At 51.3% G+C, this 26,228-nt stretch carries 24 protein-coding genes and 2 pseudogenes; 2 read left to right on the plus strand and 24 right to left on the minus strand.

The features are described from left to right. Positions 1-10 precede the first annotated feature (10 nt). From DW251_RS06010 to DW251_RS06055, 10 genes and pseudogenes are all read right to left on the minus strand, one after another. Complete coding sequence (locus tag DW251_RS06010) at positions 11-421, minus strand: hypothetical protein (protein WP_002588992.1); 411 nt, start codon at positions 419-421, stop codon at positions 11-13. Then, positions 418-1,368, minus strand: a complete 951-nt coding sequence (locus tag DW251_RS06015) for a hypothetical protein (RefSeq protein ID WP_006773008.1) — start codon at positions 1,366-1,368, stop codon at positions 418-420. The genes DW251_RS06010 and DW251_RS06015 overlap by 4 nt, the downstream gene beginning before the upstream one ends. Before the next feature lie 15 nt (positions 1,369-1,383). Further along, a complete protein-coding gene (locus DW251_RS06020; RefSeq protein ID WP_118300491.1) occupies positions 1,384-1,683 on the minus strand; it encodes a hypothetical protein in 300 nt (99 codons plus the stop codon). A gap of 10 nt (positions 1,684-1,693) precedes the next feature. Then, a complete protein-coding gene (locus DW251_RS06025) occupies positions 1,694-1,957 on the minus strand; it encodes a hypothetical protein (RefSeq protein WP_006773010.1) in 264 nt (87 codons plus the stop codon). After that, positions 1,954-2,394, minus strand: a complete 441-nt coding sequence (locus tag DW251_RS06030; RefSeq protein WP_006773011.1) for an Imm51 family immunity protein — start codon at positions 2,392-2,394, stop codon at positions 1,954-1,956. Before DW251_RS06030 ends, DW251_RS06025 begins: the two co-directional genes overlap by 4 nt. A gap of 27 nt (positions 2,395-2,421) precedes the next feature. Further along, a pseudogene (locus tag DW251_RS06035) lies at positions 2,422-3,368 on the minus strand (DUF4241 domain-containing protein). Between the two features lie 5 nt (positions 3,369-3,373). Beyond that, entirely contained in the window at positions 3,374-3,700 is a 327-nt protein-coding gene (locus DW251_RS06040) for a DUF5713 family protein (protein WP_117623993.1), read from the minus strand. Positions 3,701-3,736: 36 nt separating this feature from the next. Then, positions 3,737-4,240, minus strand: a complete 504-nt coding sequence (locus DW251_RS06045) for a DUF2004 domain-containing protein (protein WP_002588985.1) — start codon at positions 4,238-4,240, stop codon at positions 3,737-3,739. 11 nt (positions 4,241-4,251) lie between these two features. Then, positions 4,252-4,485 (minus strand): immunity 17 family protein, encoded by a 234-nt coding sequence (locus DW251_RS06050; protein WP_002576934.1) that lies wholly within the window; start codon positions 4,483-4,485, stop codon positions 4,252-4,254. Positions 4,486-4,816: 331 nt separating this feature from the next. After that, positions 4,817-5,359, minus strand: a pseudogene (locus DW251_RS06055) (SLOG family protein). 157 nt (positions 5,360-5,516) lie between these two features. Between DW251_RS06055 and DW251_RS06060 the strand changes: the two are divergent. Beyond that, complete coding sequence (locus DW251_RS06060; RefSeq protein ID WP_002576937.1) at positions 5,517-5,831, plus strand: helix-turn-helix transcriptional regulator; 315 nt, start codon at positions 5,517-5,519, stop codon at positions 5,829-5,831. A 188-nt stretch (positions 5,832-6,019) separates the two neighbouring features. Here the strand turns inward: DW251_RS06060 and DW251_RS06065 are convergent, their stop codons facing one another. From DW251_RS06065 to DW251_RS18230, 9 genes are all read right to left on the minus strand, one after another. Continuing rightward, entirely contained in the window at positions 6,020-7,432 is a 1,413-nt protein-coding gene (locus DW251_RS06065; protein WP_118300492.1) for a relaxase/mobilization nuclease domain-containing protein, read from the minus strand. 54 nt (positions 7,433-7,486) lie between these two features. Continuing rightward, positions 7,487-7,813 carry a hypothetical protein gene (locus DW251_RS06070; protein ID WP_006059593.1) on the minus strand — a complete coding sequence of 109 codons (327 nt, stop codon included), beginning with the start codon at positions 7,811-7,813 and terminating at the stop codon, positions 7,487-7,489. Further along, a complete protein-coding gene (locus DW251_RS06075) occupies positions 7,810-8,664 on the minus strand; it encodes a nucleotidyl transferase AbiEii/AbiGii toxin family protein (RefSeq protein WP_002595844.1) in 855 nt (284 codons plus the stop codon). Before DW251_RS06075 ends, DW251_RS06070 begins: the two co-directional genes overlap by 4 nt. Next, positions 8,661-9,257 carry a type IV toxin-antitoxin system AbiEi family antitoxin domain-containing protein gene (locus DW251_RS06080; protein ID WP_002595843.1) on the minus strand — a complete coding sequence of 199 codons (597 nt, stop codon included), beginning with the start codon at positions 9,255-9,257 and terminating at the stop codon, positions 8,661-8,663. The genes DW251_RS06075 and DW251_RS06080 overlap by 4 nt, the downstream gene beginning before the upstream one ends. Positions 9,258-9,377: 120 nt before the next feature. After that, a complete protein-coding gene (locus DW251_RS06085) occupies positions 9,378-9,677 on the minus strand; it encodes a CD1845 family protein (RefSeq protein ID WP_002588980.1) in 300 nt (99 codons plus the stop codon). A 155-nt stretch (positions 9,678-9,832) separates the two neighbouring features. Next, positions 9,833-10,171 carry a plasmid mobilization relaxosome protein MobC gene (gene mobC, locus DW251_RS06090; protein ID WP_117470822.1) on the minus strand — a complete coding sequence of 113 codons (339 nt, stop codon included), beginning with the start codon at positions 10,169-10,171 and terminating at the stop codon, positions 9,833-9,835. A gap of 2 nt (positions 10,172-10,173) precedes the next feature. Beyond that, positions 10,174-10,992, minus strand: coding sequence for a DUF3849 domain-containing protein (locus tag DW251_RS06095; RefSeq protein WP_002595839.1), 819 nt, complete (start codon positions 10,990-10,992; stop codon positions 10,174-10,176). A 1-nt stretch (position 10,993) separates the two neighbouring features. Further along, positions 10,994-17,158: an SNF2-related protein gene (locus DW251_RS06100; RefSeq protein ID WP_347474625.1), complete on the minus strand. Its 6,165-nt coding sequence runs from the start codon at positions 17,156-17,158 to the stop codon at positions 10,994-10,996. A 1,496-nt stretch (positions 17,159-18,654) separates the two neighbouring features. Beyond that, on the minus strand, positions 18,655-19,011 hold the full coding sequence (locus DW251_RS18230) for a TnpV protein (RefSeq protein ID WP_081016879.1): 357 nt from the start codon (positions 19,009-19,011) through the stop codon (positions 18,655-18,657). Between DW251_RS18230 and DW251_RS18235 the strand changes: the two genes are divergently transcribed. Next, positions 18,998-19,765 (plus strand): hypothetical protein, encoded by a 768-nt coding sequence (locus DW251_RS18235; protein ID WP_243034888.1) that lies wholly within the window; start codon positions 18,998-19,000, stop codon positions 19,763-19,765. The genes DW251_RS18230 and DW251_RS18235 overlap by 14 nt on opposite strands. 96 nt (positions 19,766-19,861) lie before the next feature. Here the strand turns inward: DW251_RS18235 and DW251_RS06105 are convergent, their stop codons facing one another. Genes DW251_RS06105 through DW251_RS06125 form a run of 5 tightly spaced genes read right to left on the minus strand, consistent with a single transcriptional unit; the run spans position 19,862 to position 26,198 of the window. Continuing rightward, positions 19,862-20,077, minus strand: coding sequence for a transposon-transfer assisting family protein (locus DW251_RS06105; protein ID WP_002570996.1), 216 nt, complete (start codon positions 20,075-20,077; stop codon positions 19,862-19,864). A gap of 1 nt (position 20,078) precedes the next feature. Then, positions 20,079-23,129, minus strand: a complete 3,051-nt coding sequence (locus tag DW251_RS06110) for an LPD28 domain-containing protein (RefSeq protein WP_006059587.1) — start codon at positions 23,127-23,129, stop codon at positions 20,079-20,081. Between the two features lie 6 nt (positions 23,130-23,135). Beyond that, positions 23,136-23,414 (minus strand): hypothetical protein, encoded by a 279-nt coding sequence (locus tag DW251_RS06115; protein ID WP_006059586.1) that lies wholly within the window; start codon positions 23,412-23,414, stop codon positions 23,136-23,138. After that, complete coding sequence (locus DW251_RS06120; RefSeq protein ID WP_182433586.1) at positions 23,411-25,510, minus strand: type IA DNA topoisomerase; 2,100 nt, start codon at positions 25,508-25,510, stop codon at positions 23,411-23,413. The genes DW251_RS06115 and DW251_RS06120 overlap by 4 nt, the downstream gene beginning before the upstream one ends. Continuing rightward, the gene (locus DW251_RS06125) at positions 25,491-26,198 is read right to left on the minus strand and encodes a hypothetical protein (RefSeq protein ID WP_006059584.1); all 708 of its coding nucleotides are present in this window, start codon (positions 26,196-26,198) and stop codon (positions 25,491-25,493) included. Before DW251_RS06125 ends, DW251_RS06120 begins: the two co-directional genes overlap by 20 nt. Positions 26,199-26,228: the final 30 nt, after the last annotated feature.

A 26,228-nucleotide genomic window follows, 5' to 3' on the forward strand; every position in this document is an offset into this window, starting at 1 on the left:
ACAAGTCCTCCTACAGCCTATCCAGGTTTTCCTGTAAATCGCCCTGCATCAAGTGCTGGGCAATGGCTTGGTTCAGTGCCTTATGGGGGTGATAGGCTGCCTGCTCTACATCGTGGAGGCACTCCTCCATCAATGCCTCCGGAGAAATGCCTTCCCGTTTGCCATAAAGATGGCCGAAGGCATAGCACACGGACTTGAGAAAGTCGAAAATATAGTCGTGATTTCCACGCATACTGGGCAGGTCGTTGAACGAGCCCATACCTCCGTATGCCCGAAGATGGTGGGCAACCTCCCGCCGCTGGTTCCAGTCCTGAATGTCCCGCTCCAACCAGTCGATCCAGTTTTGGAACTCTGGATGGTCTGCCAGAAGGATGGAGCGCAGACAGGTCAGAGCCTCGGTATAAATATCAGACTGTTTCATTGGCCATCGCTCCCCCAAATACCTCCATAGAGCACACCATCTTTTCCAAGGAACAACATCCGGCTGCGAAGCAGGCTGCACTGCTCCACAGCGACCTTGTTTCCGTCACAGGTGGGAATAGCCTCCTGTTTTTTCCCAAGGTGATCACCATGAGCGGTAAGGAAGTAGAATTTATCCCGTTGCTGGTATCCGCCTTGAAACAGGAAGGTATTGCCGGACGGGGCAACAGAAAAAGCTCCGCTTCCTTCGATTGGCAGTTCAAATACAAAGTCCTCTTTGAAGTTCGTCCGCACCAGCCGGAATTCATCGTAATAATAAAACCACAGGTTTTCTTCTTCGTCCAGGCTGATGGCGTAGCAGTCATAGATGGAATAGTTCTCATTCTTCCAGAGAGGAGTTCCCTCCGATGTCCATGCAATCAGGCCGCAAGCACCCAGAGGTTCATCCCAACCGTAATTACCAAATACACCTTCGTCAAAGTAGCTGGTAATGATGGTGCCATCTTTTTTTACCACACAGTCTTGAATGCCATCCCCCAGGCAGAAACGGGACAGCACAGCTCCGTCCCGGCTGACGATCCAGGCGTTCTGGTCGGGGCCGTTTTCCCGATAGGCGCATCTTGCCCCCAGCAGGAGGAAGTGATCACCTGCGGGCCGCAAATAATGAAACTGGAACTTCAAGAGGCCAAGAGGAAACAGCGTCGTTTCCAGCACCCGCTGTTCCGCCCAATCCAGCTGGATTTCCACTGCGGTATAGGTGGAAGGAGTGCTGAGCCAGTCCTTACCCTGTGTTTCGGACGGCTGTTCCATGAGAAGATAGACTTTTCCATCCCTTGCCGTGAAAAAGTCTGTCACTTCTGTGCCCTCCAGATGTTTTTCCCGGCGCAGCTGGTCCAGGTCAATGATGGAGAACAACGGCAGATTTTTGGCTTTTATAGGTTTGTTCATAGTGTCTCCTCCTGGCTACTTTAACGCTCCATCATAGGTGTGGCTTTCCCAGGCGGCCTCAAATTCCGCCTGCTCTATGACGCAGGCGTGGAACTCCTCACCCCAGACATGGGCGTTCAATTCCTCCACGGTGGGGATCGGCGTGATCTCGATGGCGCCGTCGTAAAGGTCAGGGATATTGCGGGTGCGGCCATCTGCAAAGATGTCAATGGAGTGGAGGGCCAGCCGCTCATTTTCTGTATCCACTTCATAGAGGATCACCGACGGTTCTCCCTCCGGTGCGTCCTCCCCAAAAAGCTTGATGTACTCCATCATTCCATTTCCCTCATTTGAACCAATGCCACCCCGTCATGGTGCCGGTTACCTCATCTATCTGTATTGCAATATCATAATTGCCGCGACAGCCCAGCAAGGCCGCGAGATGATCGTTTTCCATAATCAAATCATAAAACTCAACCGCTATGTCTTGGAATTCCTTCGGAATTTCCAGTGCAGAGAAGAAATCCACTGATTGAGCATTTTGGAAAAATTCAATGGCCGTTTTACTGCATTTTACTATAATCCCTGTTTGAGTGGTCAAATCTTTCATGCTTTCGCAACCTCGCTCATGTTCAGATACATCCCCATCGTTTTTTCATTGTCACAGGCCGCCCGGATCATTTTGGACAGCAGCATCAAATCGTCGATGTATTGGGAGTACACGCAGAACACATCCTCGTCAGAGTCGAAGTGAAACAGATCCACGCCGCTGTTATTTTCCTCGAACTCCTGGATCACGCCCCGGACCAGCCGCTCCCAGTCTCCGCTGCTTCCAGTCAGTCCCAGCCGACGGAATACTTCCGTCCGGAATCCATTGTTGATTTTCAGCAGAAGGGAGAGCGCATAGGGGTGGTGGGGAATGAGAAAGAATGGCGCAATCTGCTCCGGCTTCACCCAGATTTTGAAAGGCGGACGCGGGTCAGGTATCCAGGGCAAGATTTCCCATTCGTCCTCCGGCCGGTTTCCGTATTGGCAAAGGTCTTTCATAGTGTTCTCCTTTGTTCTGTCACATTTTTAATCCTGCTCTCGATAACTGGCTTCAATGTCAATGAACCGCACATACACGGCGCAGATTTTGCCCTTGGCGTCATACCCGAAGTAGACAGGATAGTAACCATCCCCCCAGCCGGAGGCAAAGATGGGCAGGTTGCAGTCCGTGCCCGGCACTGTCCAGTTGAGCCAGTCGCCGCAGTCCCCCTGATATTTGGGGTAGGCTTTGGCGTTTTCTTCCAGAAGATCGCAGAACAGGTCGTTGTAGGGGTCGATGTCCGGGTCTTCTTCTAAACGCTTGGCCCAGTATGCCTTGAAGGCCGCCTGGGTCTGGATGTCCGCGACACAGCCCATCCCGGCGTCTACGCCAAAGCCAAAATACTCGTCCTCTCCCAGTTCCTCGTCCAGATCCTCGTTGCCCACCATGCCCAGTTCATAGCGGACAGGCTTTTCCTGAGAAACCTCCACCTTGACGCAGGCATAGCGGTCGCCGTATTGTTCGCTGGGCACCACGCAGATTTTTACGGGATAAGTTCCGGCGGGGATCGTTTGAAGGAACGGCAGAGTGTCCTCCAGTTCCACCAGCGGATCACAGGCGAAAATCTGCCCGGTGGGGAAATGGACGGTGCCGATGTCCAGCACATCCACCGCCATGTTCCCAATCACTTTCTCTGTGAAATGGGCCTCCAAGTCATCTTTACAGGTCAATTTATCCTTGATTGCTTCGTATTTGTTCAGCCATTCAGTTGTAGGCATATCAGTTTCCTCCTGTTGATTCTGTTTCTTGATGTACACACTCTTTGAGCCGTCCCAATAGCAGTTCACACACCGGCCATCCTGAAAATAATGGTCACAATTCGGGTAGCCATAGAGAACATGGGCACATTCTGGCACAGCCCCATCATCTGTGAGGAGCCTTTGAAAAACAGGCTTCCGCACTCATCACAAAGGGCCAGTTCTTTTTCTGCCATAGGGTTCACCAGTCCCGTTCCCGGATGGCCTCCTCGGTGTCAATGGGGATGCCAAACCACTCCAGAATGTAGGCCACGGTTGCCGCAATACATTCCCGCGCCACCGTTTCGATCTCGCTGTCGTTCTCGTCAAACTCCTCCTGGAGATCATTGATGCCGCAGACCGCCTCGTCCAGCGTTTCCTGCACCACTTCGGTGTCGGTTTCGCCACTCTCCAGCAGGGCGATGACCTTCTGAAGCTCGTCCTTTACCTTGTCCACCAGAAAAGCAGGATAGTAATCGTCCTGATATATCTCGTCCAGCAGCTTGTAATTGGGGTCAAATGCTTTCATAGGGATTGCTCCTTTCCTCGTGTATGTCAGTCACGCTCAGCTCTCATGTGTGATACAGAAAATCTCCTTGTTCAAATCAAAGTAGATTACCATCAGTTCGTCGGTAATCTCCGGGTTAAAGGACAGATCCAGAATGAAAACTTGCTGGTTCATCTCGCTATCCACCAGACTGCCGAACCGCTTGAGCTTCAAAAAGTCAACCATCTCAGCAAAGGACAGTTTGGCTGGGTCGGTTCCCGGAAAAAGTTCCGCCACAATATCCGGGCCTACATCGTCCCGATGGAACTCCATGAAAAATGTCACAACGCTATGGTAGCGGCTGTCCTCGTCTGCCAGCGCCGCTTTGATGGCGGCTTTGGCCTTCTCCGCCAATTTCTCCGCCTCATCCAGCATTTCTCCCACCGCATCCATGACAGCAGGATCGCCGGTCAGTTCTTCCTCTACATCGAAGATAAAGGGTAGTCCCGATTCCTCGGGAAAGTTGAAGATTTCCTCACCGGGTGTATATGTAAAATCAATGCGTTTACAATTCAGTTTCATAGATATACCTCTTATTTCAATTTCAGCACAAATCCCCAGATGCTCACCACGATCAAAAGGACGCCCAGCAGGAAGAACACCACCCGCCGGTATCCTCTGCTGTGGCGGTGGGCATCCCGCGTACCAGTGGGGTCGCAGAGCCAGTTCCAGTTGCGGATCGCCCCAATTAAAATCACGGCCCCGATGAGCACCGAGGCAATGTACCAATGCTCTTGCAAAAATGCTGTGATCTGTTCACTGTTCATTCTACTTCCTCCTCACGCAAATACCTGCTGGTATTTCTCTTTTCATACTCTTTTCAAACAATAAAAAAGCCCCACGCCGCACTGTCATAAAGACAGGCTGACGCAGGACATGAAGAAGCCGCGTTGAAGGAGCCGCATCCACCAGCAGATGTAGTTTCTTCAACAACCAAAATATTTTTTTCGTATCTTAAAGCAGCAAATTGCTGTCCAATATATTTGTTCATAGCGGCACCATTTGTTCTGAGCGTAGTTTTATATCTTATTATATCACAGCACCCCTTCAATGAAAATATTTTGTTGGAAATGCTAATGAAAAATTTTTGTGAATTTGTTAAGGCGCAGGGGCTGTTATCTCCATAGTGTCTGGATGGATCAGAGTGATTACTTTTCCCTGATGCAAGGCATAGTTGACTGTCTGTGCTGTACCTGAGCGCAGCTTTTTCTGATTATCAAACACACCGATAAGGTACTCTGCATGATCGACCATATAGTAATTCCTTTTTTTATAACTGGAAACATCCGCAGAATGTGAAATAACAATGGAATCGTTTGCGTTTTGGATCAGCTTTTTCAATCTATGTCTACTCTGATCCGGCCATTTAGAGTCATAACCGATGAAGGGAACTACAACGACAATTTTAATATCTTCGTATCCCGTTTGTGCCCTCAATGTCAGCAGCTGTTCTCCAGCCCACATATCCACACCAAGAGCACCGCCGACAAAAAAAGTACGGACAAATTTCTCGTCATGAAGTATCCGAAACTGCTCCAGGAGACATTCTTTTAATTTTTGGCATAGGGGATCTTCCTCATTATATCAAAAGCAAAATCTTGTTGGTCGGTGGCCGGTAATGGCGCAGGCATACTGATTCATATAAATCACCCTTGATAACTGCCTTGATTACGCATATAAAGCAAAAATAACGCAAATAATAATGCGTATAAAGGTTGTATTATAAAATTATAACACAATACATACGAAGTATCAAGAATTGCTTTCTGCTATGCTAAAAGTGCAGAGAGGTGAGCGTATGGACGAAGAATTTATCCGCAATCGGATCACAGAATTGCGATTGAAAAAAGGTGTTTCAGAATATCAGATGAGCATGGAGTTAGGGCAGAACAGAAGCTATATTCAGGCGATTTCCTCTGGGCGTTCTATGCCGTCTATGAAGCAGTTCCTCAACATCTGTGAGTATTTTGAAATCACACCGCTTCAATTTTTTGATGCACAGGAAAATAACCCTCAGCTTATCAAGAAGGCTTTGGACGGAATGAGAAAGATGTCAGATGACGATTTGATTATGCTGATTGGTTTTATAAGTCGCTTAAACACAGAAAACTAACGATAGGAGGCAGTAAGCGTCCCGTCGTTAGTTTTTTATTTTATGCGCAGCATATTGTGGCAAGCAATGCTTGTGGCTATCCATTTCGCCACAAGCTGCTTGTTGAGGGCAGCGCCCCCAAGCCCCTTTGAACACAGAATTTCATTCTGTGGCTGCGCGTTCTGCGAACGCTTTTGACCAGGACCAGCTTACCGCTGGCCGTGGTCTTTTTCTTTTTCAACATCCTGTTCTACCTCCATTTTCAGCACTCGGTCTACATTAGCCTTTGCCGTTAAAAGCTCCCGCATTTCTTCACGGGAACGCCGGTACTCGGCATAGGTCTTTTTCTTTTCTTCCAGCAATTTCGCGTACTCCGTCTGCAACTCTTTGACCTTGGGCAGCTTCTTGACGCCCATCTCATCAAAGGCATTCTTAGCAGCCTGGTGGAGCAGAATTTCTTCCTCATGTTCCTCCCGGAATTTCTTAGAGTAGCCGGCCTTGCGGTAGTCCACATAGACCTCACGGGTCTTGGCATAATTTACGATGTGAGTACGCAGAACAGCAATCTCTGCCATGCGCTTTTCAGCTGCTTTGATCTGTGCCGAAAGCTCATTGTGATGTGCCGTGGCAGCCGCAGCCTTTTCTTCCAAAACCGCATACTCCAGCAGGTTATGCTCTGATAGGTAGTTCATGGTCTGCGCCATTTGCTTCAGATTGAAAACTTTAGCCCATCGCGCATAGCCAGCACCTTTTCCTGCCTGCAATTTTGCCTGAATGTCCACCAGCAGATTGACCTTCTGCGTCTCTGCCTGTGTAACTATTTTCTTTCGTGGGGTATGCGCTTTCTTCCCGGAGAGAACCGCCTGCAAATCATCTAATCCATATCCTTCGCCCAGGCTGCCCATTCGGGCGGCTTTCTCCCAACCGGGGAGCTTCAGGCGATACGATTTCCCGCGCTTTGATACCTCACAGCCGGACTCTTGCAGCAGCCTCAGCAGCTCCTCAAAATTAGCAGGACTTTGTGATAATGCGTTGTCAATCGCTACACGCAGCAGCTCTCGGTGAGAGGGCTTTGCCTGATCGCCCAGCCATTTGTTATAGCTCTTTCCGTGAGGTTTCGGATTCTCCACAATGGACAGTCCGTTTTCGATGCAGATGGTGTCACTTAACTGTCGGACTGCCTTGGTGCTGCCCCAAAAGTTTCGGAATTTCCGGTCATATTCTAAGCTGACCGATGACCAGATAATGTGATTATGAATGTGCGATTTGTCTATATGAGTGCAGACCACAAAGGCATGATTGCCCTTGGTAAAACGCTTGGCAAATTCCACACCCAGCCGGTTCGCTTCTTCCGGAGTGATCTCACCGGGGCGGAACGACTGGCGCACATGATAGGCGATCACATCATCCGCGCCGCGCACTCGTCCGGTAGCGGCAATGTACTGCCGCTTTGCCAGAAGGAACTCCGCATCCACAGTCCGGCTGTCACACGCATAGCCGGTAATGAGTCTGCCGTCATCTGTTTTCTTTGGGTTGGCCACATAGTCGATGATGTCACTGATCGCCCGACTTTCTGTGCGGCCCTTGCCGACATGAAGCGGCATGATTCTCGTGGTTGCCATAGGTCAGACCTCCTTCCCGAAAAGAAAACGGCCTGCCATAGCAGACCGCTTTCACTATTCTATAAAACTTTCTTCATCGAAAAAATTGAACTCATCATCTTCTAAGTGTCTTGGTGGAAATCTCATTTCATATTGCTCTTGCGCCAATGCACGGACATCAGGCCGCCTATCCTTTAGTCGATTTTTCAGCCAGGACAACTGCTCTTTCGATAGCCTCCATGGAAGATTCAAAAGACGATTCAGTGTCATCAGTTCAGCCTGCGTTTCTGCTGGTAGCGAAGCACAGGATTTACAAATGTGGGATGCATGACCTTTGCCTGAAAATTTTTCGTTGGCTTTGTATTCACCACAAACTTTACAATAGTGTCCATGCTTTTTCATAAGCTGATGCCCTTCTCGCAAAGAACATATAACCTGCGAATTGCTTTCATAATCACATCCCATTCCAAATCAGAAGCATAAGAAAACTTTTTACGGTATGCCTCCCAAAGTTTTTGCATAACCGAATCATTTTCCACTTCGTCAAAAACTTCTTCAGCCTGGTTAAGATACTTCTCCGATCCCCGTTTATGAGCAGTTGCCAGAAGCGCATCATGTAAAATTTTCGGGTTCAGCGTGGTTCCATGCAGCTGTTCTAAAATGTAAATATCGTAGAAATCTCTCATGCGGGTATTGGTTGTGGTTCTGGTAATAATGGTTTCCAGTTTTTCTGCCAGCACAGTTTCTAAATTATAAGCCCAAATATCAATGGAGCGATCTTCCAGCATAAGTTTGAATGAATACCGAACCTCTCTTGGAGTGATTGCATCTCCCGTAGAAATATCAATTTTCAAAGGGGTCACTACACCATCGAATGTTGTACTCATGCTGACACGAATCCCCGGATACTCTGCTTCATCCATAATCTCCGAAATACTTTTCAGCTGAAATTTAACACCATCATCAATCGGAACAGTTACGATTGATGAAATTAGATTCTCAATATCCTCCACATTAACATTAGCTCCTTTTATGGTTGCATCCAAATCCATCGTAGAGCGGGCATCCAATCCAACCATAGCCGCTACCAACATACCACCCTTCAAGATAAACTTATCACGATACTCAGAAAGAGAAATACGCTCCAAAAAACGCTCCATCATGTAGTTCCTCATTAAAATCTGAGCATCTGCGGATTTTTCTCTGGAAAGGTTTCGTATTAAATCTTTAAGCTGCCTTGCTGTTTTTATCATAAAAGTACCTCCAAATACTGTCGTAAAATTTTTTCCACCTTGAACATCCCAGCATATTGCATTAAAGCTCGCAGGTTCTTATCTTTTCTACGGGCATACGCTTTCAGTGCTCCCTGAAAGGTCTGAATTTCAATTCTGCTACGGCTTCTGAGCAAATCACAGATCGTTCGCTCCATATCATAAACCGGCACAGTATGCCCGAACGGAGTTTTCGCTGTTGTAAGTCCTACATCATGTAAGTCTGCTTTAATCGTAAAAACTTGAATGCCTTCTGCTTTCATTTTGCTTGGATTGCATCCAGTTTTGACCGTAACTGTATATTCTATTGGTTCACGGTCTGTCAGATCGTGAAAAAATAAAGCTGTTTCATGTGAAAATACTGCTTGTTCAAATCGCAAATGAAGCAGATACATGGCATCCACCCAGGAATCTTTGGACAGATAAATCCCATGTGCAACTCTATCCAAATCTCGTGAACGCACATAATCATAAAATACCGGCTTTGAAATTCCAGAGGATACGACCTGTGATGTTCGCAGCATTCCTTCTTGTGCTGTTAGCATCTGATCCAGCTGTTCAAATTGTCCCATCATGTCACTTCCTTTCGTACTAATATTATATTCAATATTAGTTTAAAAGTAAAGTCGTGGATATAAAATTCCTTTTCCCAAATTTAACAGACGGTGTCTGGCATTTTATGGTTTTGCGTATTTTTATCCATAAACCAACTCCTGAATTGCAAATTTCAAACTCTGCACCTTACCCATCAGCCAGATTGCAGCCAGTGGCAGCCCCATCGGGCTAATCAAAAATGCCATGACCAGCAGAATCACACCATTCTGCGGGGAATAGGTAAGCAGCACAGCCACACCAAGCAGAGCAATCACGGTACTGAACAGGCCGAGCACCAGACCGGATATGTAGATCAGCCCCGTGCAGAGCCAGACAAAAAGTGTCAGAACCAAAATGACCGGTGCAGTTATAATCATCAAAAGCCCTTTCAAAATCTTCATGTCATTTCCTCCTTGCAGCGTTCTTGGTATCTTTTCTAATCATATTATCCGGCATGGGCAGGCAAAAGACAAGGATACCGATAAAAAGAAAAAGCGGAGAGAGGAGCAGCGAAGTAATGCCGTTCCTCCCTTCGCAAATGGAGTATCTATCCCTGTTATAAGAGTTTGGAAAGCTGGGTAATGATTTCCTCTACGCCCTCCCATAACTGTTCCTGCCGCTGGGATATATCCTCCAAGTCAGCATCATAAACCCGCCCAGTCTCATGCACTTTACGGGTCAGCTGGTTTAAGTTGTTGCTGCTTCGGCGCATCAGGGAAACAAGCTCCTTCAACTCCGGCAGCTCCAGCTTGACTACATACCCATCCAGCGCCATTTTTCTTAGATAGGCTTCACGGTTGGAGGTTCCAAACTGAGACATTTTTTGCTCAATCACAGCAAGCTCCTCCGCTGAAACTCTAAAGTTTAATTGCATATCCCGCTTACGCTTTGCCATAGTTATCGCTCCGGCTCCCGTTTCTTCGGGGCGGCAGGCTTATGGGCAGGCAGCTCCTGTTTGAGCTTATCCCGTACTGAGGGGCGGGACGGTTGCAGTTTTTCTCCCTGAGTACGGCTACGCTGCTGTTCTTCTCGCACCAGATCAATAAAGCCATCCAGCACAGCAGGGTGGCTGTTCAGGACATAACCACAACGGACGGTTTCGGGGTTCTCGTTGGGAATGGTCTTAGCCCATTCCTTATTGCGTCGGGAGTAGCGCCCATCCCAGTCCTGAAGCTGGACGGTGTTGGCCAGAACCAAAGCCACACGCTCCATGCCATAGGTCTCGATCACACCCTTTGCCGCATCGTGACTGAGATACATTCCGTCGAAGTATTCCCGCACCGCCGCTTCAATGGACTCCTTGCATTGGAGATTTACATTGTTGGAAGCTCGGTACTGCTCCAGTTCCCTATGTTCTCTCGCATAGGCGGCAGAGTGTGGATAGACCGGTGTTGTTCGCAGTTCCTCTTTAGCTCTGCACACATCGTCGGCACGGTTCTCAATACTGTCCCGGATCACATCCATATAGCCGGTCTCCAGCTTTTCAAAATAACGGTACACATCTTCCAGCGGCGAAGGAGATTCCAAAAGCGCCTGAGCCTGGGCGTCGGTCAGCTCCAGTTCCTCCATCGCCATCACGATGTCCTCACGGATGGTGTACTCATAAGTGTGGTGCAGGATTTCTTCCGGAGGCTGGCTTTTCAGCCAGTCCCTGTATTTGTCCTGCTCAGCGGCCATCTTTTCATAAAGAGCTGTATTCAGATCGTTGGTATTCATGTTATCGCACCTCCTCATGTTGTTTTGGTTTCTTGTCAGTACTGCGGGGTGGCACCGGGCGTTTCAGATGATCCAATACCGAAGGCCGTGTGCTTTTGGCAACGACAGCTTCATCGTGTGCCGGTCCCTTTCCGTCGATGTTGAGCAGGGTATCCAGCTCCACCAGACGGGCGTTTTTGCTTCTCAGTTCTTCTTCATAAAGGAATGGCTTTCCAACTTCCTCCTTTGCGGCAGCCTGCTGCTGATAGAGGTTATCCAGCTGGGCCTTTGCCGCCTCCAGACGCTGGGGCATCTGGGCGAGGGCATTGTCGATACGGGTAAGATTTCCGCGAGGGTCTGTACCAAGGGTTGCCCGGTGGGTCATCTGTCCTTTCAGCAGGAGCGTATATTCCTGTTTCCAAGCGGAAAATTCCACAGACATGGCATAGCCCCGGTAGCTGCCGATCTGCACCGGATCGGAGGTTTTGACCTCCTTGCAGGCATCCAAAAGGGCTGCGCCGGCGTTCTCCTTATCGGTCAGCAGATCGCCGCGGATTTCCATACCAGCAAAACCGTCCTCCGGGTGCGGGTGAGCTGCCAAAACCTCCAGGTCAGATTCAAAGCCTTTGATAAAGCCCTTGTGCTTTTCAATCTCCTCCGGGAAATATTTGAGCAACTGATCCTCCAAGCGGTACTGCTTACTCTGGTGGTCGGCTTTCATCAGCTTCAGGCGGGATACCTCCACATCCAGATCCATACGCTCTTTGATACGGGGGTCTCCGGCGCACAGAGCCTTGATCTCGGCAAAGGAAAGCGCCGTTTCGTCCACATCATCGCAGGAGCGCACCGGCGATTTAGAAGTCATGATCTGGCTGATGAATTTCTGCTTGTTCTCCACCGTCTGCCAGAGGTATGCGTCAAAGGTTCCCTCGGTCACATAGCGGTACACATGGACAAGGGGATTCTGGTTGCCCTGGCGCTCGATACGGCCCTTGCGCTGGGCAAGGTCTCCCGGCCTCCACGGACAGTCCAGATCATGAAGTGCCACCAGACGGTCCTGCACATTGGTGCCTGCGCCCATCTTGGCGGTGCTGCCCATAAGCACACGCACCTGACCGGTACGGACTTTAGAAAACAGCTCCTTTTTCCGCACTTCGGTGTTTGCTTCATGGATAAAAGCGATCTGGTCGGCAGGCATCCCCTGAGCAATGAGTTTCTGACGAATATCGTCATATACCGTAAAGGCCGGTTCCTGCTCCGGCAAAGGCACAGTGCTTTCCAGTGCGTGAAGCAGTGGATTATCCAGCGTTTTCGCCGCCTTGCTTGCAGGAGCTTTTGCCTGTGGTGTAGAAATGTCGCAGAACACCAGCTGGGTCAGCTTGTCCGCTTCGCCGTCCCGCCAGATCTGCATGATGTTGTCCACACACTGATTGACCTTTGTGCCGGGTTCATCCGGCAGCATCTGGTTGACGATCCTCTGGTCAAGCCCCAGCTTGCGGCCATCCGAGGTAATCTTGAGCATATTGTCCTGGGACGGGTCAACGGTTCCGCTGTGTACCAGCGATGCGCGCTCCGAAAGGGCCTTGACCATTTCCTGCTGATGTTCGGTAGGCTGCGCCACGATGTTGTGGTATTCCACTTCCGGGGTAGGTAGATTCAGCTGGTCGGCAGTCTTAATGTCGGCCACTTCTTTGAACAGGTTCATCAGCTCCGGCAGGTTAAAGAACTTGCTGAATCTCGTTCTTGCCCGGTAGCCGGTGCCTTCCGGTGCCAGCTCCAATGCGGTAACGGTCTCCCCAAATCGGGAAGCCCAGCAGTCGAAGTGGGTCATGTTCAGTTCTTGCAGGCGTTCATATTGAAGATAACGCTGCATGGTGTAAAGCTCGGTCATAGAGTTGCTGACCGGTGTGCCGGTGGCAAAGATCACGCCACGGTTTCCGGTGATCTCATCCATATAGCGGCACTTGGCAAACATATCGGAGGATTTCTGCGCGTCCGATGTGGAAAGACCAGCCACATTCCGCATTTTTGTGTATAAAAACAGGTTCTTGTAGTTGTGGGCCTCGTCCACAAACAGCCGGTCCACACCCAGCTGCTCAAAAGTTACCACATCATCTTTTCGCCCCTCGGCTTGCAGCTTTTCCAGTCTGGCTTCCAGAGACTTTCTGGTACGCTCCAGCTGCTTGACGGTAAAACGCTCGCCGCCGCTGGTCTGCACCTCTGCGATTCCCTCGGTGATCTCGTCGATCTGCTCATAGAGAAGCCGTTCCTGACGCTCCCGGCTGATGGGGATACGCTCAAATTGGCTGTGTCCCATGATGATGGCGTCGTAGTCACCGGTCGCGATACGGGCGCAGAACTTCTTGCGGTTATGGGTCTCAAAGTCCTTTTTGGTTGTGACAAGGATATTTGCGGAGGGATAGAGGCGCAGAAACTCCGACGCCCACTGCTCGGTCAGGTGGTTGGGAACCACAAAGAGAGATTTCTGGCACAAGCCCAGGCGTTTGGCTTCCATCGAAGCAGCCACCATCTCAAATGTTTTGCCTGCGCCTACTTCATGTGCCAACAGGGTATTTCCTCCATACAGCACATGGGCGATAGCGCTTTTCTGGTGTTCCCGCAGGGTAATGGCCGGGTTCATGCCGCCAAAAGTGATATGGCTGCCATCATACTCGCGGGGACGGGTAGAGTTCATTTCTTCGTTGTACTGGCGCACCAAAGTCTGGCGGCGCTCCGGGTCTCTCCAGATCCAGTCCTTAAAGGCTTCCCGGATAGCCTGCTGTTTTTGTGCAGCCAGGGTGGTCTCCTTGGCGTTCAGCACGCGGCGCTCTTTTCCGTCTGCGTCCTCTATGGTGTCATAGATACGGACATCTCGCAGGTTCAGGCTGTCCTCCAAAATCTTGTAGGCATTGGCACGGCTGGTTCCGTAGGTGGTGTAGGCTGCCACATCGTTGTAGGATACGGAAGATTTCCCCTTGATCTGCCATTCAGCGGTAAAGGACGAATAGTTGACCTCGATACTGCGCTGGAGATAAAACGGGGTGTTGAAGGTCTCATACATAAACTGCTGGATATATTCCTTGTCGATCCAGGTGGCACCAAGGCGCACCTCGATCTCCGACGCGTCCAGGTCTTTGGGCTGGGCGGCGGTAAGAGCTTCCACATTGACTGCAAAAGAAGGGTCCTGCTGCGCCGCCCGCTGCGCCTGACGCAGTTTGCGGCGTACATTGCCGGAAAGGTATTCATCAGCAGTCACAAAATGGGGTGTGCCGTCTTTCTCCAACTGTCCCGGTACACGGAAGATCACGCCTTGCAGCTCTCCGGCCAGTTCTTCTTTTGTTTTTCCGGTAAGCCGACTCATATAGCTCATATCTACGCAGGCCTTTTCCGAGATGGACACCGCCAGTGCTTCGCTTGCCGTATCCACAGTAACCACTGCCTGATGGGGCTTGATGGTCCGTTTGGTGAACATATCCGCCTTGCGCTCCAGCTTTCCGTCCTCGTCGATAACTTCCAGCGCACAGAGCAGGTAATAGGAAGAATCATCTGCATAGGCCAGCCGATTTGCACGGTCGTTGATGAGACCGTATCTGGCAGAAAAGCTATCATAGAGCCGGTTCAGTTCCGCCTGTTTTTGGGTAATGGTGCTGTCTGGAACCGCTGCATCCATCTGAAGGTCGATCAGCTCCTGCACACAATCACGCAGTCCCACAAGACCTTTCACGCGGGCTTCGGCGGTGGCGTTGAGGTCAGGGCGCACCATACGGCTGTTTTCCCGGTAGTACACCTGCCCGTCTACAATGGCATAGGAATAGTTCTTCACATTGGGGTCGGCGGGAATGGAGGTGTCGATGGCTTCGCCCTCACCCAGCTCCGGCAGCTCGGCTTCCTGGTAGGTGCCGCGAATGTACTTCACGGCATCATGCAGCTGATCGGCAAGCTCCAGCCCCTCAATGGGATTCACGGTGTAGTCCATGCCATGGGCGGTGCTTTCCGGCTCCTGTCGGCCCAGCACCATTTCCGGGTGGTCCAGGAAATAGCGGTTGATGGCAAAACCGTCCTCCGTCTGTCCGGTCTGGGTCCATTCCGGCACGATGTCCAGCGGGCGGTCCCGCTTTTGGAGGAAGATGATGTCCGATACCACCTCGGCACCGGCATTCTTTTTGAACGCGTCATTCGGCAGACGGATAGCTCCCAGCAGCTCAGCACGCTGGGCAAGATAGCGGCGCACGGTGGAATCCTTGGCGTCCATAGTATAGCGGGAGGTTACAAAAGCCACCACGCCGCCGGGACGCACCTGGTCCAGTGCTTTGGCAAAAAAGTAGTTGTGGATGCTGAAATTCAGCTTGTTGTAGGCTTTATCTCGAACCTGATACTGACCAAAAGGCACATTGCCGATGGCAAGGTCAAAGAAGTCCCGGCGGTCAGTGGTCTCAAAGCCGCCTACTGTGATGTCCGCCTTGGGATAAAGCTGCTTTGCGATGCGCCCGGAAACCGGGTCCAACTCTACGCCGTACAGATGGCTGTTTCGCATTTTCTCCGGCAGCATACCAAAGAAATTGCCCACACCGCAGGACGGCTCCAGAATATTTCCGGTCTCAAATCCCATACGGTCCACCGCTTCATAGATGGCCTGAATGACCGTAGGGCTGGTGTAATGGGCGTTGAGGGTAGAGCTTCTGGCGGCGGCATATTCCTCCGGGGTCAGCAGTTCTTTTAGCTGGGCATACTCTAAAGCCCATGCCGGTTTCTCCGGGTCAAACGCATCAGAGAGACCGCCCCAGCCCACATATCGAGAAAGAACCTCCTGCTGTTCGGGGCTTGCCTGCTGTCCGGCAACTTCCAGTTCTTTCAGTAAACGAATCGCATTGACATTTGCCTGGAACTTGGCTTTCGGACCGCCTTCGCCCAAATGCTCATCGGTAATGCGGAAGTTTTTTGCATTGCGGCGCAGGTTAGCCTTGTATTCCTCATAGGAGGCTTCCTCGGCAGCTTTGGCATTGGAGAAGGTCTCCCACTGGCCATTGACCTGAATGGAAACCGGGTGTTCGTCCAGCACTTCCTCAAAGGTTTTCTCCGGCTCAGTCACAGGGGCTGGTGGCTCTGGCTCCTCGATATGCAGTCGTTCCACCACCACATCATAAGGCAGATTGTTCTTATCGCCCGGATAGACGGCCATGGTCTCGGAATGGAAGGTCGGGGATTCGGTAGCCGATTGGGGCTGTTCCTGTCCAAAGCCGTCCTGCTGACGGGCATACATCCCGCGCAGCAAAGGCGCAACCTCATCCCAACGGAAATACAGCACAGCCAGACGCTTTTCCTCTGCATCCATGACTTCCAGCTCCATGCCCTGTGCCGTGGTACGGTAATCGGCAATATCGCCGGTCTCCAAATCCAGCGTCTCAATCTCACGAGGATAAGCCCTGCTCAGCCAGTAGGCGATCTCACTGTTGCTCCTGCCAGATTGAAGTAGCGTGGAAAGCTGCTGTTTATCTGCTTCATCCATCAGTCCATGGGACAATACATCCCGCAAGTCTTGATTTGCCTTGTCCGGGTCAATGGGAAGAAACTCGGTATAGTAAGCATTGCGGCGGTCTGCCCGAAGCAGCTGCTCGAACTGTTCTTTGCGCTCTGCCCGATAGATGGGATATACCATGCCGGTGGGCAGAAGCTGTACGGTGTCATCCCTCAGCTCGGTGATCTGATAAGCGTCATCCTCGATATACACGGTATCACCCACGGCATAAACCGGGGCGGCAGGGTCATAGGAGGTTCTTTGCGGAGTTGGGCGGCGAACTGCATCATATTCCTCATCGGAAATGAAAACATCGGAAGTCTGTTCTGTCTCGGCAGCTGCGATCTGCTCTACATCCGACATTACCTGCTGGATAAATGAGGAATTGTCCAGTTTTTCCGGGTCTGCCACCTGTCCGTTGACGATCCCTCTTTCTTCCAGAGCTTCCCGGATGGCGATTGGGTCGATGTCGTCAAAACGGTCCTGTTCTTCTTCGGTATAGAACCGGTCCTCCTGAATGAGCTGGGCAAGCCTGCGCTGTACCTTCGGCCAGGGCAGCTGCGTTTCCTCCGGGCTGCCGGCACGGACAACAAACAGGCTGTTGCTGTTACTGCCGCCGTATTCCTGAGCCAGCCATGCGGCGGTATCTTTTTCTCTTGCATGGTCTTTCATATAACGGACGACAGCGTGTTTACTCTCGATATTGCCGTTCCATGCACAAAGGGCAGTATCAATATCTTCCTGAGAAAGAGGGCGCAGAAGCTCATGGAGCTTTGGATAGGTTTCGTCGATCACTTCCCGGTGCAGGCGCTGGCGGAACTCCGGCACATCCGAATAAAGGCGGATCAGCTCCATATCCTTAGAGCCAAGAATCGCACGGCGCACAGCGGCATTGCCCTCGATGACAGCATTTTCACGGTCGGAATGACCGCAGGCATTGCGATATGCGGTATCCTCGTAAATGGCGGCAGTCACCACAGGCTTATACTGCTCAAACTGCTCCCCAAGGGTAGGCTTTGGTGTTCCTTTCTCCATCTCCGGCTGCTGTGCTTGAATGGCATCTTCTTCTGCCAGTTCCTTTTCAGCCTGGATTTTGTCATACTGCGCCTGTTCCTGTTCGGTAAGATAGCGGTCTTTCTGGACAAGTGAGGTAATGCGCTTGGCAACCTTTTCCCAGTTCAAGTGAACATCCGGGCAGTCCTGCTTTTTATAGTGCAGTCCTTTCCCATCGTGATCTTCGCCGCTGTGTGTTGCACCGGACAAGGCATGAGAGCGTCCGCCAATGCCATACTCGTCTTTGAGGAATCTTACTTTCTCCTTATCCGTATGGTTTTCCATGAAGAACGCATAGATACGGCCTTTTCCTCCGGCGAAACTGCTTCCGCCGGTCATGGCGGCGTCGATCTCATCCTCGGTAATAAAGTGCTGGACGGTTGGCACTTGGGAAAGCTCTGAAGAAAAGGTCCTGCGGGGCAGGTCAAGGTCCTTCAGGTTCTCCCAGATCTCCCTCGGTCTATGATAGTGAAAACGCAACAGGTCACGGTCCTGCTGATAGGCAGTCCAGAAGGCAGCGTATTCTTCCTTGAGGGTCTGGCGGACAGCCGGGTCACTCAGCTGCTCCGTCAGGCGGCGGGTCTCCTCTGGGAAACCATTGCCTTTGATCTCTGACAGGCAGGACAAATATCCGGCTTTTCTGGCGTCCTCACTGAGATCGTGATACAGATGCCAGAGCTTTTCCGAGAGGAGGGAGCGTTCATAGCCTGCCGCTTCTGCAAGCTCCACATTGGAGGCAAACTGACCACTTTCCAAAAGCTCCCCGATACGCTCTGCGGCGCGCTCCCAAGAAATGACCTGGGCAGACCTGTCATAACGGACAGACTTCCCGTGGGAAAGATGGATACCATCCTCGGCATACCATGCACTCACACTGCCAAGGCCGTTGCCACCGTGGTACAGCGTTTTCAGTATCTCGGCAATCTCAGCGGTGGTTTTCTGCTTTTCAAAGGCTGCAACCACACGCTCCCTTTGACGGTCTGTATTGCCGCCCAAACGCAGCACATGGTCGATGTCATTTTGGGCAAAAGAAAAAGCAGAGGATGTATGCGCTACATTCTCTGCTTCATCTATGGATTGGATCTGTTCCGCTTCGGAGAGGAGCAGGTTTAGGGTCAGCTGTTGATAAGCTCCGCCATCAGGATTTCCTCGGCCTGAGCTTTGCAGGTGTTCATCAGCCCCACCCACTTCATGGGATCGCTGGCTTTCAGTTCCTCGGTGGCTCCCGCTTCCTTCGCCAGCTGGGGCATCATCTGCTCCAGTCTGCTCTGGGCGGTCTCGTCGATCTCCAGAAGGTGCGGGTACAGCTTCTCGCTCAGCAGCATCTGGTTGTAGAGGATGGGACGGTGTTCCTTCAGGTAGGTTTTCCTCATCCTGCCGTATTTGCCCAGAGGTTTCTCCGGCTGCTGGCTCAGCTTCAGGTCGGGAATCAGATAGTCTCCGTTCTGGATGTAGGTCATGGGATTGTTCATCTTGTTTGCTCCTTTCTTGGTTGGCTTCGCGCTCTGCATTTCGGACGGTGACGCCGATCTGCCGCAGCACCTGCTGGTTGATCTGACTGACCGCTGTTCCCAGCGCCCCGATGGTGGACGGGGTGTTGAAATCAAAGATCGCCATGAAATCTTCGTGGTCGAAGTAGCGTTCCGGCTCCAGTCCACAGCGGGACATCAAAGCGTAAGTGATGCTGACGGTGGCGGCTGCCTTGAACTGCACTCCGATGTTATACTCATCATATTCCTCCAAAAAGGAACCGTCAACGATATAGAAGAAGTCCTGCTGATGCTCCGTCCAGTATTCCTCGGCCAGTTTTCCGGCTACCTCCGTGAGCTGTCCGGCAAGGTCATCACCGGAAACATCATAGGTGCGCTCCAGCATGGCCTGCACGGAATCCAGATGGCGCTCCTCCAGCTGCCACAGCCAGGGAGTGCGGGAATGTTCACGGGTTCCGGTGTCGGAAATATCAAAGACATAGCGCAGGCGTGGTCTGTCTCCGGAATCGTCCACCAGAGCGATTCCCTTGGAACCGCGCCTTACATAACGGCCCATCTTTTCATTCCACAAATCGTACTCCGCACAGGCGGTGGCGTCCGGTCGCTGGGCATAGATCATCAGCTGCTCATGGAACGGGTACTTGTAAAGGCGGGAAGCAGTAGTGAGAAACCCTGCCCATTCCTGCCAGCTCCCCGTGAGCTGTGTTGCCACCTTGTCCGCCATCTGTGCATATAGTTCAGCTTTGGTTAGCATGGTGTTCTGTCCTCCTTTCAGTTTTGGGGTAAAGAGGTGGGGTGGCAAATTGCCACCCCATCCCTGCGGTTATGCTGTTTACTGGTCAAAATCCGGGTACAGCTCCAGCTGGGCAAAGTCCTCATCGGTCATCGCACAGAGCTTCGTAAGGGCGCTGTCGGTTAGCTCCCTCAGTTCCGTTTCCTCCGGCGAAAGCTCGCCGCGCATCTCACGCAGGCTGTCGATCAATCCGGTGCGGCTGCCGGTATTGTAAATGCACATCAGGTTCATTTCCTCAAAAGTAAAGTTTCCCATATCAAATCTCCCTTTCCGCACTCTTTTTTGGTGCTGTCTTTTTGTGTTCTGTCTTGGGCTGGCCTTTCAGCTGCTCCATGACGGACTTTTTCTTTTCCCGTTCCTCCCGATGGGTGGCGGCTGCCAACTCCATCAGGGAAATGGGCTGACCGCTTCGGGCCTGCTGTTCCAGCTCTGCCACCGTAGGCTCTTTTGCGCCATTGTTGATGATACCGTCGATCATGCCATAATCGTCCTCCAGGGCCATTTCCGCATTTTTCAGCGGATTTTCCGGCAGGAATCCGGGGATCTGGGTAAAACCAACGCTGTCGCAGTAATGACAGGATACCTTACCGTCCTGTTTGATCGCAACGATGTCGCTGACGCTCATGGAGGGACTGTGAAAGTCTACGGGTTTTTCCAGATTGAATTGCTGATAGAGTTTTTCCAGCTGCTCCGGCACAGTGCCAGACTCACTCAGCGGAGCGGTGTAAATGAGGTCATAATTGCTGCGGTCTACGGAAACATCATGGGACTCTAACCAGTCCAGATTCATAAAGCGCACATTTTGCGGATCGTTACGGCTCACCTGGTAGATGGCAAAGCAGTTTCTGTTCTGGGAGAGAAATGCCTGTTCTCGTTCCTGCTGATGTTCCTGACGCTCCATGACCTTTTCGTGGAACTGAGGGCTTTTCTCCCATTCCTCGCGGTCCACACCGAAAAGACCGCCATGCTCCATGATTTCCTGCGGGTCAAACACCATGCTCTCCGTATTGTCCTCATGCAGCACATAGACGGTCAAACCGGCAGCATCCAGTTCCAGCGCCCGTTCTCTTGTAACAGGGAGCATCCCGTCATAAGAGTAACCGTATTTCTGCATATCCGGTGTGGAGACCTGCTCATCGGGCGTTGGGTATTCATCCAGCGCCTGCTCCTGTGCCTCCGGCAGCTGGGAAGAAGCGGCCATCTGACCGACCTCTGCCTGCATCTGCTGATAGGCAGCTTCCTGCAAGGTCTCGATCATAGACAGGGGAGCGTGTCTAAGTGAAGTGCTGTCCAGATCGTTGTCATCACAAATCTGGAGAACTGCCTTCATGCGGGAAAGCTCCGGCATATCCAGCTGACCGCCATCCAGCTCTTTCATGGACGCGGCATCGTAAAGGGTGTAGTCCCAGCCGCTGTCACAGGGCTGAATATGAAGATAGGTGGCATCGTCAATTAGAAACAAAGCCTCCTGCTGGTTTGCCTCCGCATCAAGAACCGCCATTTCCGGCTCTTTTTTTGCATTGGGGTCAATTCCACGCTCTTTGCAGATTTCCTTATAGTGGCGCTCAATGTCAGAGATCAAAGTGCCGGAGGTCTTATTGATGGTCTCCAAACTGGCTCTCAGCTCTTTCAGTTCCTTGCCCTGACTCCAGCTGGCAATATAGCCGAAGCTGTTTTCTCCGGTTTCAATGCCAAAATATTTGCAGACTGCATAGGAGATGCTTTCAGCCTCTACTTCTTCCGTGTGACGGTCTTTCTTCTGTTCCTGCAAAAACTGGGCGAGAGTAGAAAAGCCGCCAACAAAATTCAGTCCTTCTTCCTCGGTCAGCATCAGGCGTCCATTTTCCGCCAGCTCCAGCGGATCTGTCAGCAGAACGGAACCTGCATGGTTTACAACCACTCGTTCTTCTACACAGACCGGCTCTCCGGGGTCGTAGTCAGAACCGCGCAGGTCATAGCAATAAACGCCCTCCGGCAGATTATCACGGACAATCCGCCCATTGGAGAACAGACCGGGTTTATCAAACAGCTCGATCTCCTGATATTGCTCGTCATTGGCAATCTGAATCTTTTTCTGATTGTGGAGCTTGCTGTGGGCAATCTCGTGAACCGTGGCCGAAACCGTCTGCACCTCGCTCATGCCCTGACGAATGGCGATTTTCTGATGATCGGCAGAAAAATAGCCGTCCGTATCGGCGGCCATTGCTTCAAAAGTGATCGGCATCGGCGCACTGCGGCGCAGGGCCTCCATGAATGCCTCATAATTGGGCACATTGCCGGAAAGGGAGGAGGCAAGCTCCGGCAAAGGTTTCCCATCGGTCTGGCTCACATCAAAGACCTTGACCGGGCGAAACATGGGGATCTCGATTTCTTTTTCCTCTGTGATGATCTTTCCGTCTTTATCCAAAATCGGAGCCTTGGTATCCGGGTCCAGTTTCTGCTCCTCGATTTTCTTCTTGTACGGTGTGGGGGCGATGATGGTAATGCCATGTTCTCCCTTTTTAACATGACGCTCAAACTGGTCTTTCCACTTATTGTATCCGGCTACCAAAGTGGCGTCCGGCTTCTGCATATAGATGAGCATGGTGTTGTTTACCGAATAGCGGTGGAAGCGGGACATAACGGACAGATAGCGCATATACTTTTCACTCTCAAACAGTTCCTTGATGCCCTGCTCGATGCCGTCTGTGATTTCCCTTAGCCGCTCTCGGTTGGTGGGTTTGTTCTCAGCCATGATTTTCAATCTCCTTTCCAAGTGTGTGATTTCTGCTGTGTGTTCTGCAATCCATGCCTTTTGTTCTTCTTCACTTTCATAAAGAAAAAGATCCAGCAGGTACTCCACATAGATTTTCTTATGGATTGCTTCCACAAAGCGGGGGTGCGGTTTCTCCTCCGGTGTCCGGGGAGAATGGTCGGCCTCCCATTTTTTCAGCAGATAGTAGTAATCGGACAGTACGCGATAACACTGCTGCCGGTCCTCCCGAAACTTTTGTGCCTCGGTTTTCTGCCGGACATACCTCCTGCGGGGAGGGGCCTGACTGTCATAGATCAGGCCAAAGTCCTGTGCCAGTTTCTCCGCCGCTTCTTTTGGGGAGAGGTCAAAGAGCTTTGCGGTAAAGTCGATCACATCCCCATCTGCACCGCAGCCAAAGCAGTGGAACCGCTGATCTACCTTCATGCTGGGGTTCTTATCATCGTGAAAGGGACAGCAGGCCATACCATTTCGTTTGACCTCGATCCCATAAAACGCTGCCGCTTCTCTGGTGCTGACCGACTGCTTGACTGCTTCAAATACATTCTCTGCCATGTGCCTTTAACTGCTGGACTTTCTCACAGGGGGCTGGTATCCGGCAGCTTTCGCACGCTCACTGGCAGCTTTGCGACGCTCGGCGCTGTATGGCTCCCTGACTGATACACACCGCTTGGGGACGGTAAAGTTATGGGCGTCCTTTCGGGTGATCTGGTCGGGGTGCTTTTTTGCCAGCAGTTCCAGCTTCTCCATCAAACGGGGATCGTGGGTGTAGACCTCAGCCATTGGTTCTGCCTGGTTATAGAGGAGAATGGTTTCCCGTTCCGCTAAAGAGAGCTTCATCGGCTGCCTCCTTTCCGCTGGTCAAATTCCAGCTTGAAGTTGGCGTACTGTCCATCGTCCTCCAAAACCACAGTGGCATCGTAGGTCTTGCCGGTTTTCTCCGAATATAGGCCCGTTACACGGACACGGCCATCTTTCAGCAGTGCAGACACCACAGCCTTGGTCGGCTGTTTTTTCTTGGCAGCCCACCATTTGTTATTTTTCCAGATTGCAAATTTGCAAGAATCATTCTGACAGAAGAAGCCTTTTTGCAGTTCTGCAACTTCACCGCCGCAGCGGGGGCATTTGCCTACCACCTCACGGGGCGGGGAGAACAGGTACTCGGTTCCCTTGATGACCTGATAAGTCCCCACCAGGTCTCCCAACATGGTGCTGATCCCGTCCAAAAACTCCTCCGGGGCAAGCTGCCCGCGCTCGATCTCGCCCAGGCGGTACTCCCACTCGGCAGTCAAAAGCGGCGATTGCAGCTGTTCCGGCAGAACGGTGATAAGGGAAACTGCATCGTGGGAAGGGAGAAGCTGCACCGTTTTCCTGCTCTTTTTTCGTTCCAGAAAACCGGCAGATACCAGCTTTTCCAAAATACCGGCACGGGTGGCCGGTGTCCCCAGACCTTTTCGTTCGGCATCCTCCGGCATATCTTCTTTTCCGGCAGTCTCCATCGCGGACAATAGGGTGTCCTCCGTAAAGTGCTGGGGCGGACTGCTTTTGCCTTCTTTGACGATTGCCGCAGAAACCGAAAGGGTCTGTCCTTCGGTCAGCTCCGGCAGGGCTTTCTCTGCGCCCTCTTTTTTTGGCTCCGCATCCTTCATTTTGGCACGGTAAGCGTCCTCCAGTGCTTTCCATCCGGGGTGCTTCACTTTTTTTCCTTTGGCGGTAAACTCCCCACCGGCACAGTCGGCAATCACAACGGTTTCCGAATAGATATGGGGCTGGGCTACGGCACACAGCAGACGCAGGGCCACCAGCTCCAGCACCGCTTTTTCTCCCGCAGGAAGGGCAGAAAGGTCTGCATCCTTGAGATTTCTGGTAGGGATTACTGCGTGGTGGTCGGTTACTTTCTTATCGTTGATGACTGGCTGCGGATCACAGGTAATGGCGATCCCTTTGCGAAACGGCATAGCATTGGCAACCAGATTGACCAGCACCGGCAGGCTGTCTGCCATATCACCGGTCAGATAGCGGCTGTCAGTACGGGGATAGGTGCAGAGCTTCTTTTCATACAGGCTTTGCAGATAGTCCAGGGTCTGCTGGGCTGTAAATCCAAGCAAGCGGTTGGCATCTCTTTGCAGAGTAGTCAGGTCATAGAGGGCGGGCGGCTTTTCGGACTTTTCCTTGCACTCCACCTTTTTGATCGTGACGGCTGCACCCTGGCAGACTTCTTTCAGCTGCTCGGCAGCGGCCTTATCCGCCATGCGCTCCCCGGATACGGTAAGACCGGGTAGCTCCAGTGCCACGGTATAAAAGGGAACCGGCTTAAAGGTGTCGATCTCAGCTTCTCGCTGGACAATGAGTGCCAGCGTAGGGGACATCACGCGCCCGATGTTGAGGGTGCGGTGGTACAGCACGGAAAAAAGCCTTGTGGCATTGATCCCCACCAGCCAGTCGGCCTTGGCACGACAGAGAGCAGCATCCCGAAGTCCGTCATAGTCCGCACCGGGGCGGAGGTTTGCAAAGCCCTCCCTGATGGCGGAGTCCTCCATCGAAGAAATCCAAAGCCTTTTCATCGGCTTTTGGCAGCCTGCCAGCTCATAGACACTGCGGAAGATCAGCTCGCCCTCGCGTCCGGCATCGCAAGCGTTTACCACCTCCGTCACATCCGGGGCATTCATCAGCTTTTTGAGAATATCAAACTGCTTTTTCTTATCCTTTCCCACCACCATCTGCCAATGCTCCGGCAGAATAGGCAGGTCATCATATCGCCACTTGGCATACTTGGGGTCATAGCTGTCTGCATCTGCAAGCCCGGCCAGATGGCCCACGCACCAGCTGACACGCCAGCCGTTTCCCTCCAGATACCCGTCCTTACGGGCGGTTGCACCAATCACCGCCGACAGACTTTGTGCAACCGATGGTTTTTCAGCAATCACCAGCTTCATAATCTTCAACCTCCCATTCATTCTGCCAATTATCAGACAGTTTTTTTGCAATGCTGTGTTCTGAGGCAAGTGTAATGTCATAGCCAAAGCGATAATCATATCGGTACAACCTGCCAATCAAATCATTGATTATGATATTGCAGGCCATAATCACACGCTCTTTATCCACCTGCATCAGTTGATAGCGTTGATAATTGTTGTAATATTCTCGATGTCTGTGGGTTCTGCTGACCGTATCTTCCATCAGACAATCTATGGCATCTTTTTCACCATCTTCTTTGCTGCCCTGTGTATAAGACAACAGTTCCTTAACCATGGGAAAACTTTGTTCATCTACCGTTGCTTCTTCGCTCAAAAAACCGATATAAGCTTTTAGTAACAGGCTAACTGCTGTTTTTTCAGCTTCAGATAAAGCGTTCATGGTCTCCGCTGCATCAGGCAACAGTTCCTTTTCCACAAATTCATCTATCTCACCAGAATAAAGCATTCGGATTGAGTCCACACATAAAGAGCGTTTTTGGGGTGCGGTCTCAATTTCAAAATCATAAAGATCCAAGTCATCGTCCTTCTTTGATTTTTTTTGAACTTTGCTTATAGCAGTGAAAAGAATGTCTCCTCCAAAGTAAATTCCGAAGGCGACCAGATCAAAAATAATCAGAAAGTGTAATAACAAGTTCCAGGTGTTCATTGTGAGGTCCTCCTTTCTTTGACCATGTGC

It is taken from the genome of Clostridium sp. AM22-11AC (genome assembly GCF_003473545.1).
GTDB lineage: Bacteria > Bacillota > Clostridia > Lachnospirales > Lachnospiraceae > Enterocloster.

Excerpts from the sequence above, each read along its gene's own strand:
- DW251_RS06065 (WP_118300492.1), bottom strand. The coding sequence starts at position 7,432 with ATGGCAACCACGAGAATCATGCCGCTTCATGTCGGCAAGGGCCGCACA.
- DW251_RS06030 (WP_006773011.1), bottom strand. The coding sequence starts at position 2,394 with ATGAAAGACCTTTGCCAATACGGAAACCGGCCGGAGGACGAATGGGAA.
- DW251_RS06010 (WP_002588992.1), bottom strand. The coding sequence starts at position 421 with ATGAAACAGTCTGATATTTATACCGAGGCTCTGACCTGTCTGCGCTCC.
- DW251_RS06100 (WP_347474625.1), bottom strand. The coding sequence starts at position 17,158 with ATGAAAGACCATGCAAGAGAAAAAGATACCGCCGCATGGCTGGCTCAG.
- DW251_RS06060 (WP_002576937.1), top strand. The coding sequence starts at position 5,517 with ATGGACGAAGAATTTATCCGCAATCGGATCACAGAATTGCGATTGAAA.
- DW251_RS06015 (WP_006773008.1), bottom strand. The coding sequence starts at position 1,368 with ATGAACAAACCTATAAAAGCCAAAAATCTGCCGTTGTTCTCCATCATT.
- DW251_RS06125 (WP_006059584.1), bottom strand. The coding sequence starts at position 26,198 with ATGAACACCTGGAACTTGTTATTACACTTTCTGATTATTTTTGATCTG.
- DW251_RS06110 (WP_006059587.1), bottom strand. The coding sequence starts at position 23,129 with ATGGCAGAGAATGTATTTGAAGCAGTCAAGCAGTCGGTCAGCACCAGA.
- DW251_RS06095 (WP_002595839.1), bottom strand. The coding sequence starts at position 10,992 with ATGAATACCAACGATCTGAATACAGCTCTTTATGAAAAGATGGCCGCT.
- DW251_RS06020 (WP_118300491.1), bottom strand. The coding sequence starts at position 1,683 with ATGATGGAGTACATCAAGCTTTTTGGGGAGGACGCACCGGAGGGAGAA.
- DW251_RS06105 (WP_002570996.1), bottom strand. The coding sequence starts at position 20,077 with ATGGGAAACTTTACTTTTGAGGAAATGAACCTGATGTGCATTTACAAT.
- DW251_RS06045 (WP_002588985.1), bottom strand. The coding sequence starts at position 4,240 with ATGAAACTGAATTGTAAACGCATTGATTTTACATATACACCCGGTGAG.
- DW251_RS06085 (WP_002588980.1), bottom strand. The coding sequence starts at position 9,677 with ATGAAGATTTTGAAAGGGCTTTTGATGATTATAACTGCACCGGTCATT.
- DW251_RS06080 (WP_002595843.1), bottom strand. The coding sequence starts at position 9,257 with ATGATGGGACAATTTGAACAGCTGGATCAGATGCTAACAGCACAAGAA.
- DW251_RS06075 (WP_002595844.1), bottom strand. The coding sequence starts at position 8,664 with ATGATAAAAACAGCAAGGCAGCTTAAAGATTTAATACGAAACCTTTCC.
- DW251_RS06025 (WP_006773010.1), bottom strand. The coding sequence starts at position 1,957 with ATGAAAGATTTGACCACTCAAACAGGGATTATAGTAAAATGCAGTAAA.
- mobC (WP_117470822.1), bottom strand. The coding sequence starts at position 10,171 with ATGGCAAAGCGTAAGCGGGATATGCAATTAAACTTTAGAGTTTCAGCG.
- DW251_RS18230 (WP_081016879.1), bottom strand. The coding sequence starts at position 19,011 with ATGAACAATCCCATGACCTACATCCAGAACGGAGACTATCTGATTCCC.
- DW251_RS18235 (WP_243034888.1), top strand. The coding sequence starts at position 18,998 with ATGGGATTGTTCATCTTGTTTGCTCCTTTCTTGGTTGGCTTCGCGCTC.
- DW251_RS06040 (WP_117623993.1), bottom strand. The coding sequence starts at position 3,700 with ATGAAAGCATTTGACCCCAATTACAAGCTGCTGGACGAGATATATCAG.
- DW251_RS06070 (WP_006059593.1), bottom strand. The coding sequence starts at position 7,813 with ATGAAAAAGCATGGACACTATTGTAAAGTTTGTGGTGAATACAAAGCC.
- DW251_RS06050 (WP_002576934.1), bottom strand. The coding sequence starts at position 4,485 with ATGAACAGTGAACAGATCACAGCATTTTTGCAAGAGCATTGGTACATT.
- DW251_RS06120 (WP_182433586.1), bottom strand. The coding sequence starts at position 25,510 with ATGAAGCTGGTGATTGCTGAAAAACCATCGGTTGCACAAAGTCTGTCG.
- DW251_RS06115 (WP_006059586.1), bottom strand. The coding sequence starts at position 23,414 with ATGAAGCTCTCTTTAGCGGAACGGGAAACCATTCTCCTCTATAACCAG.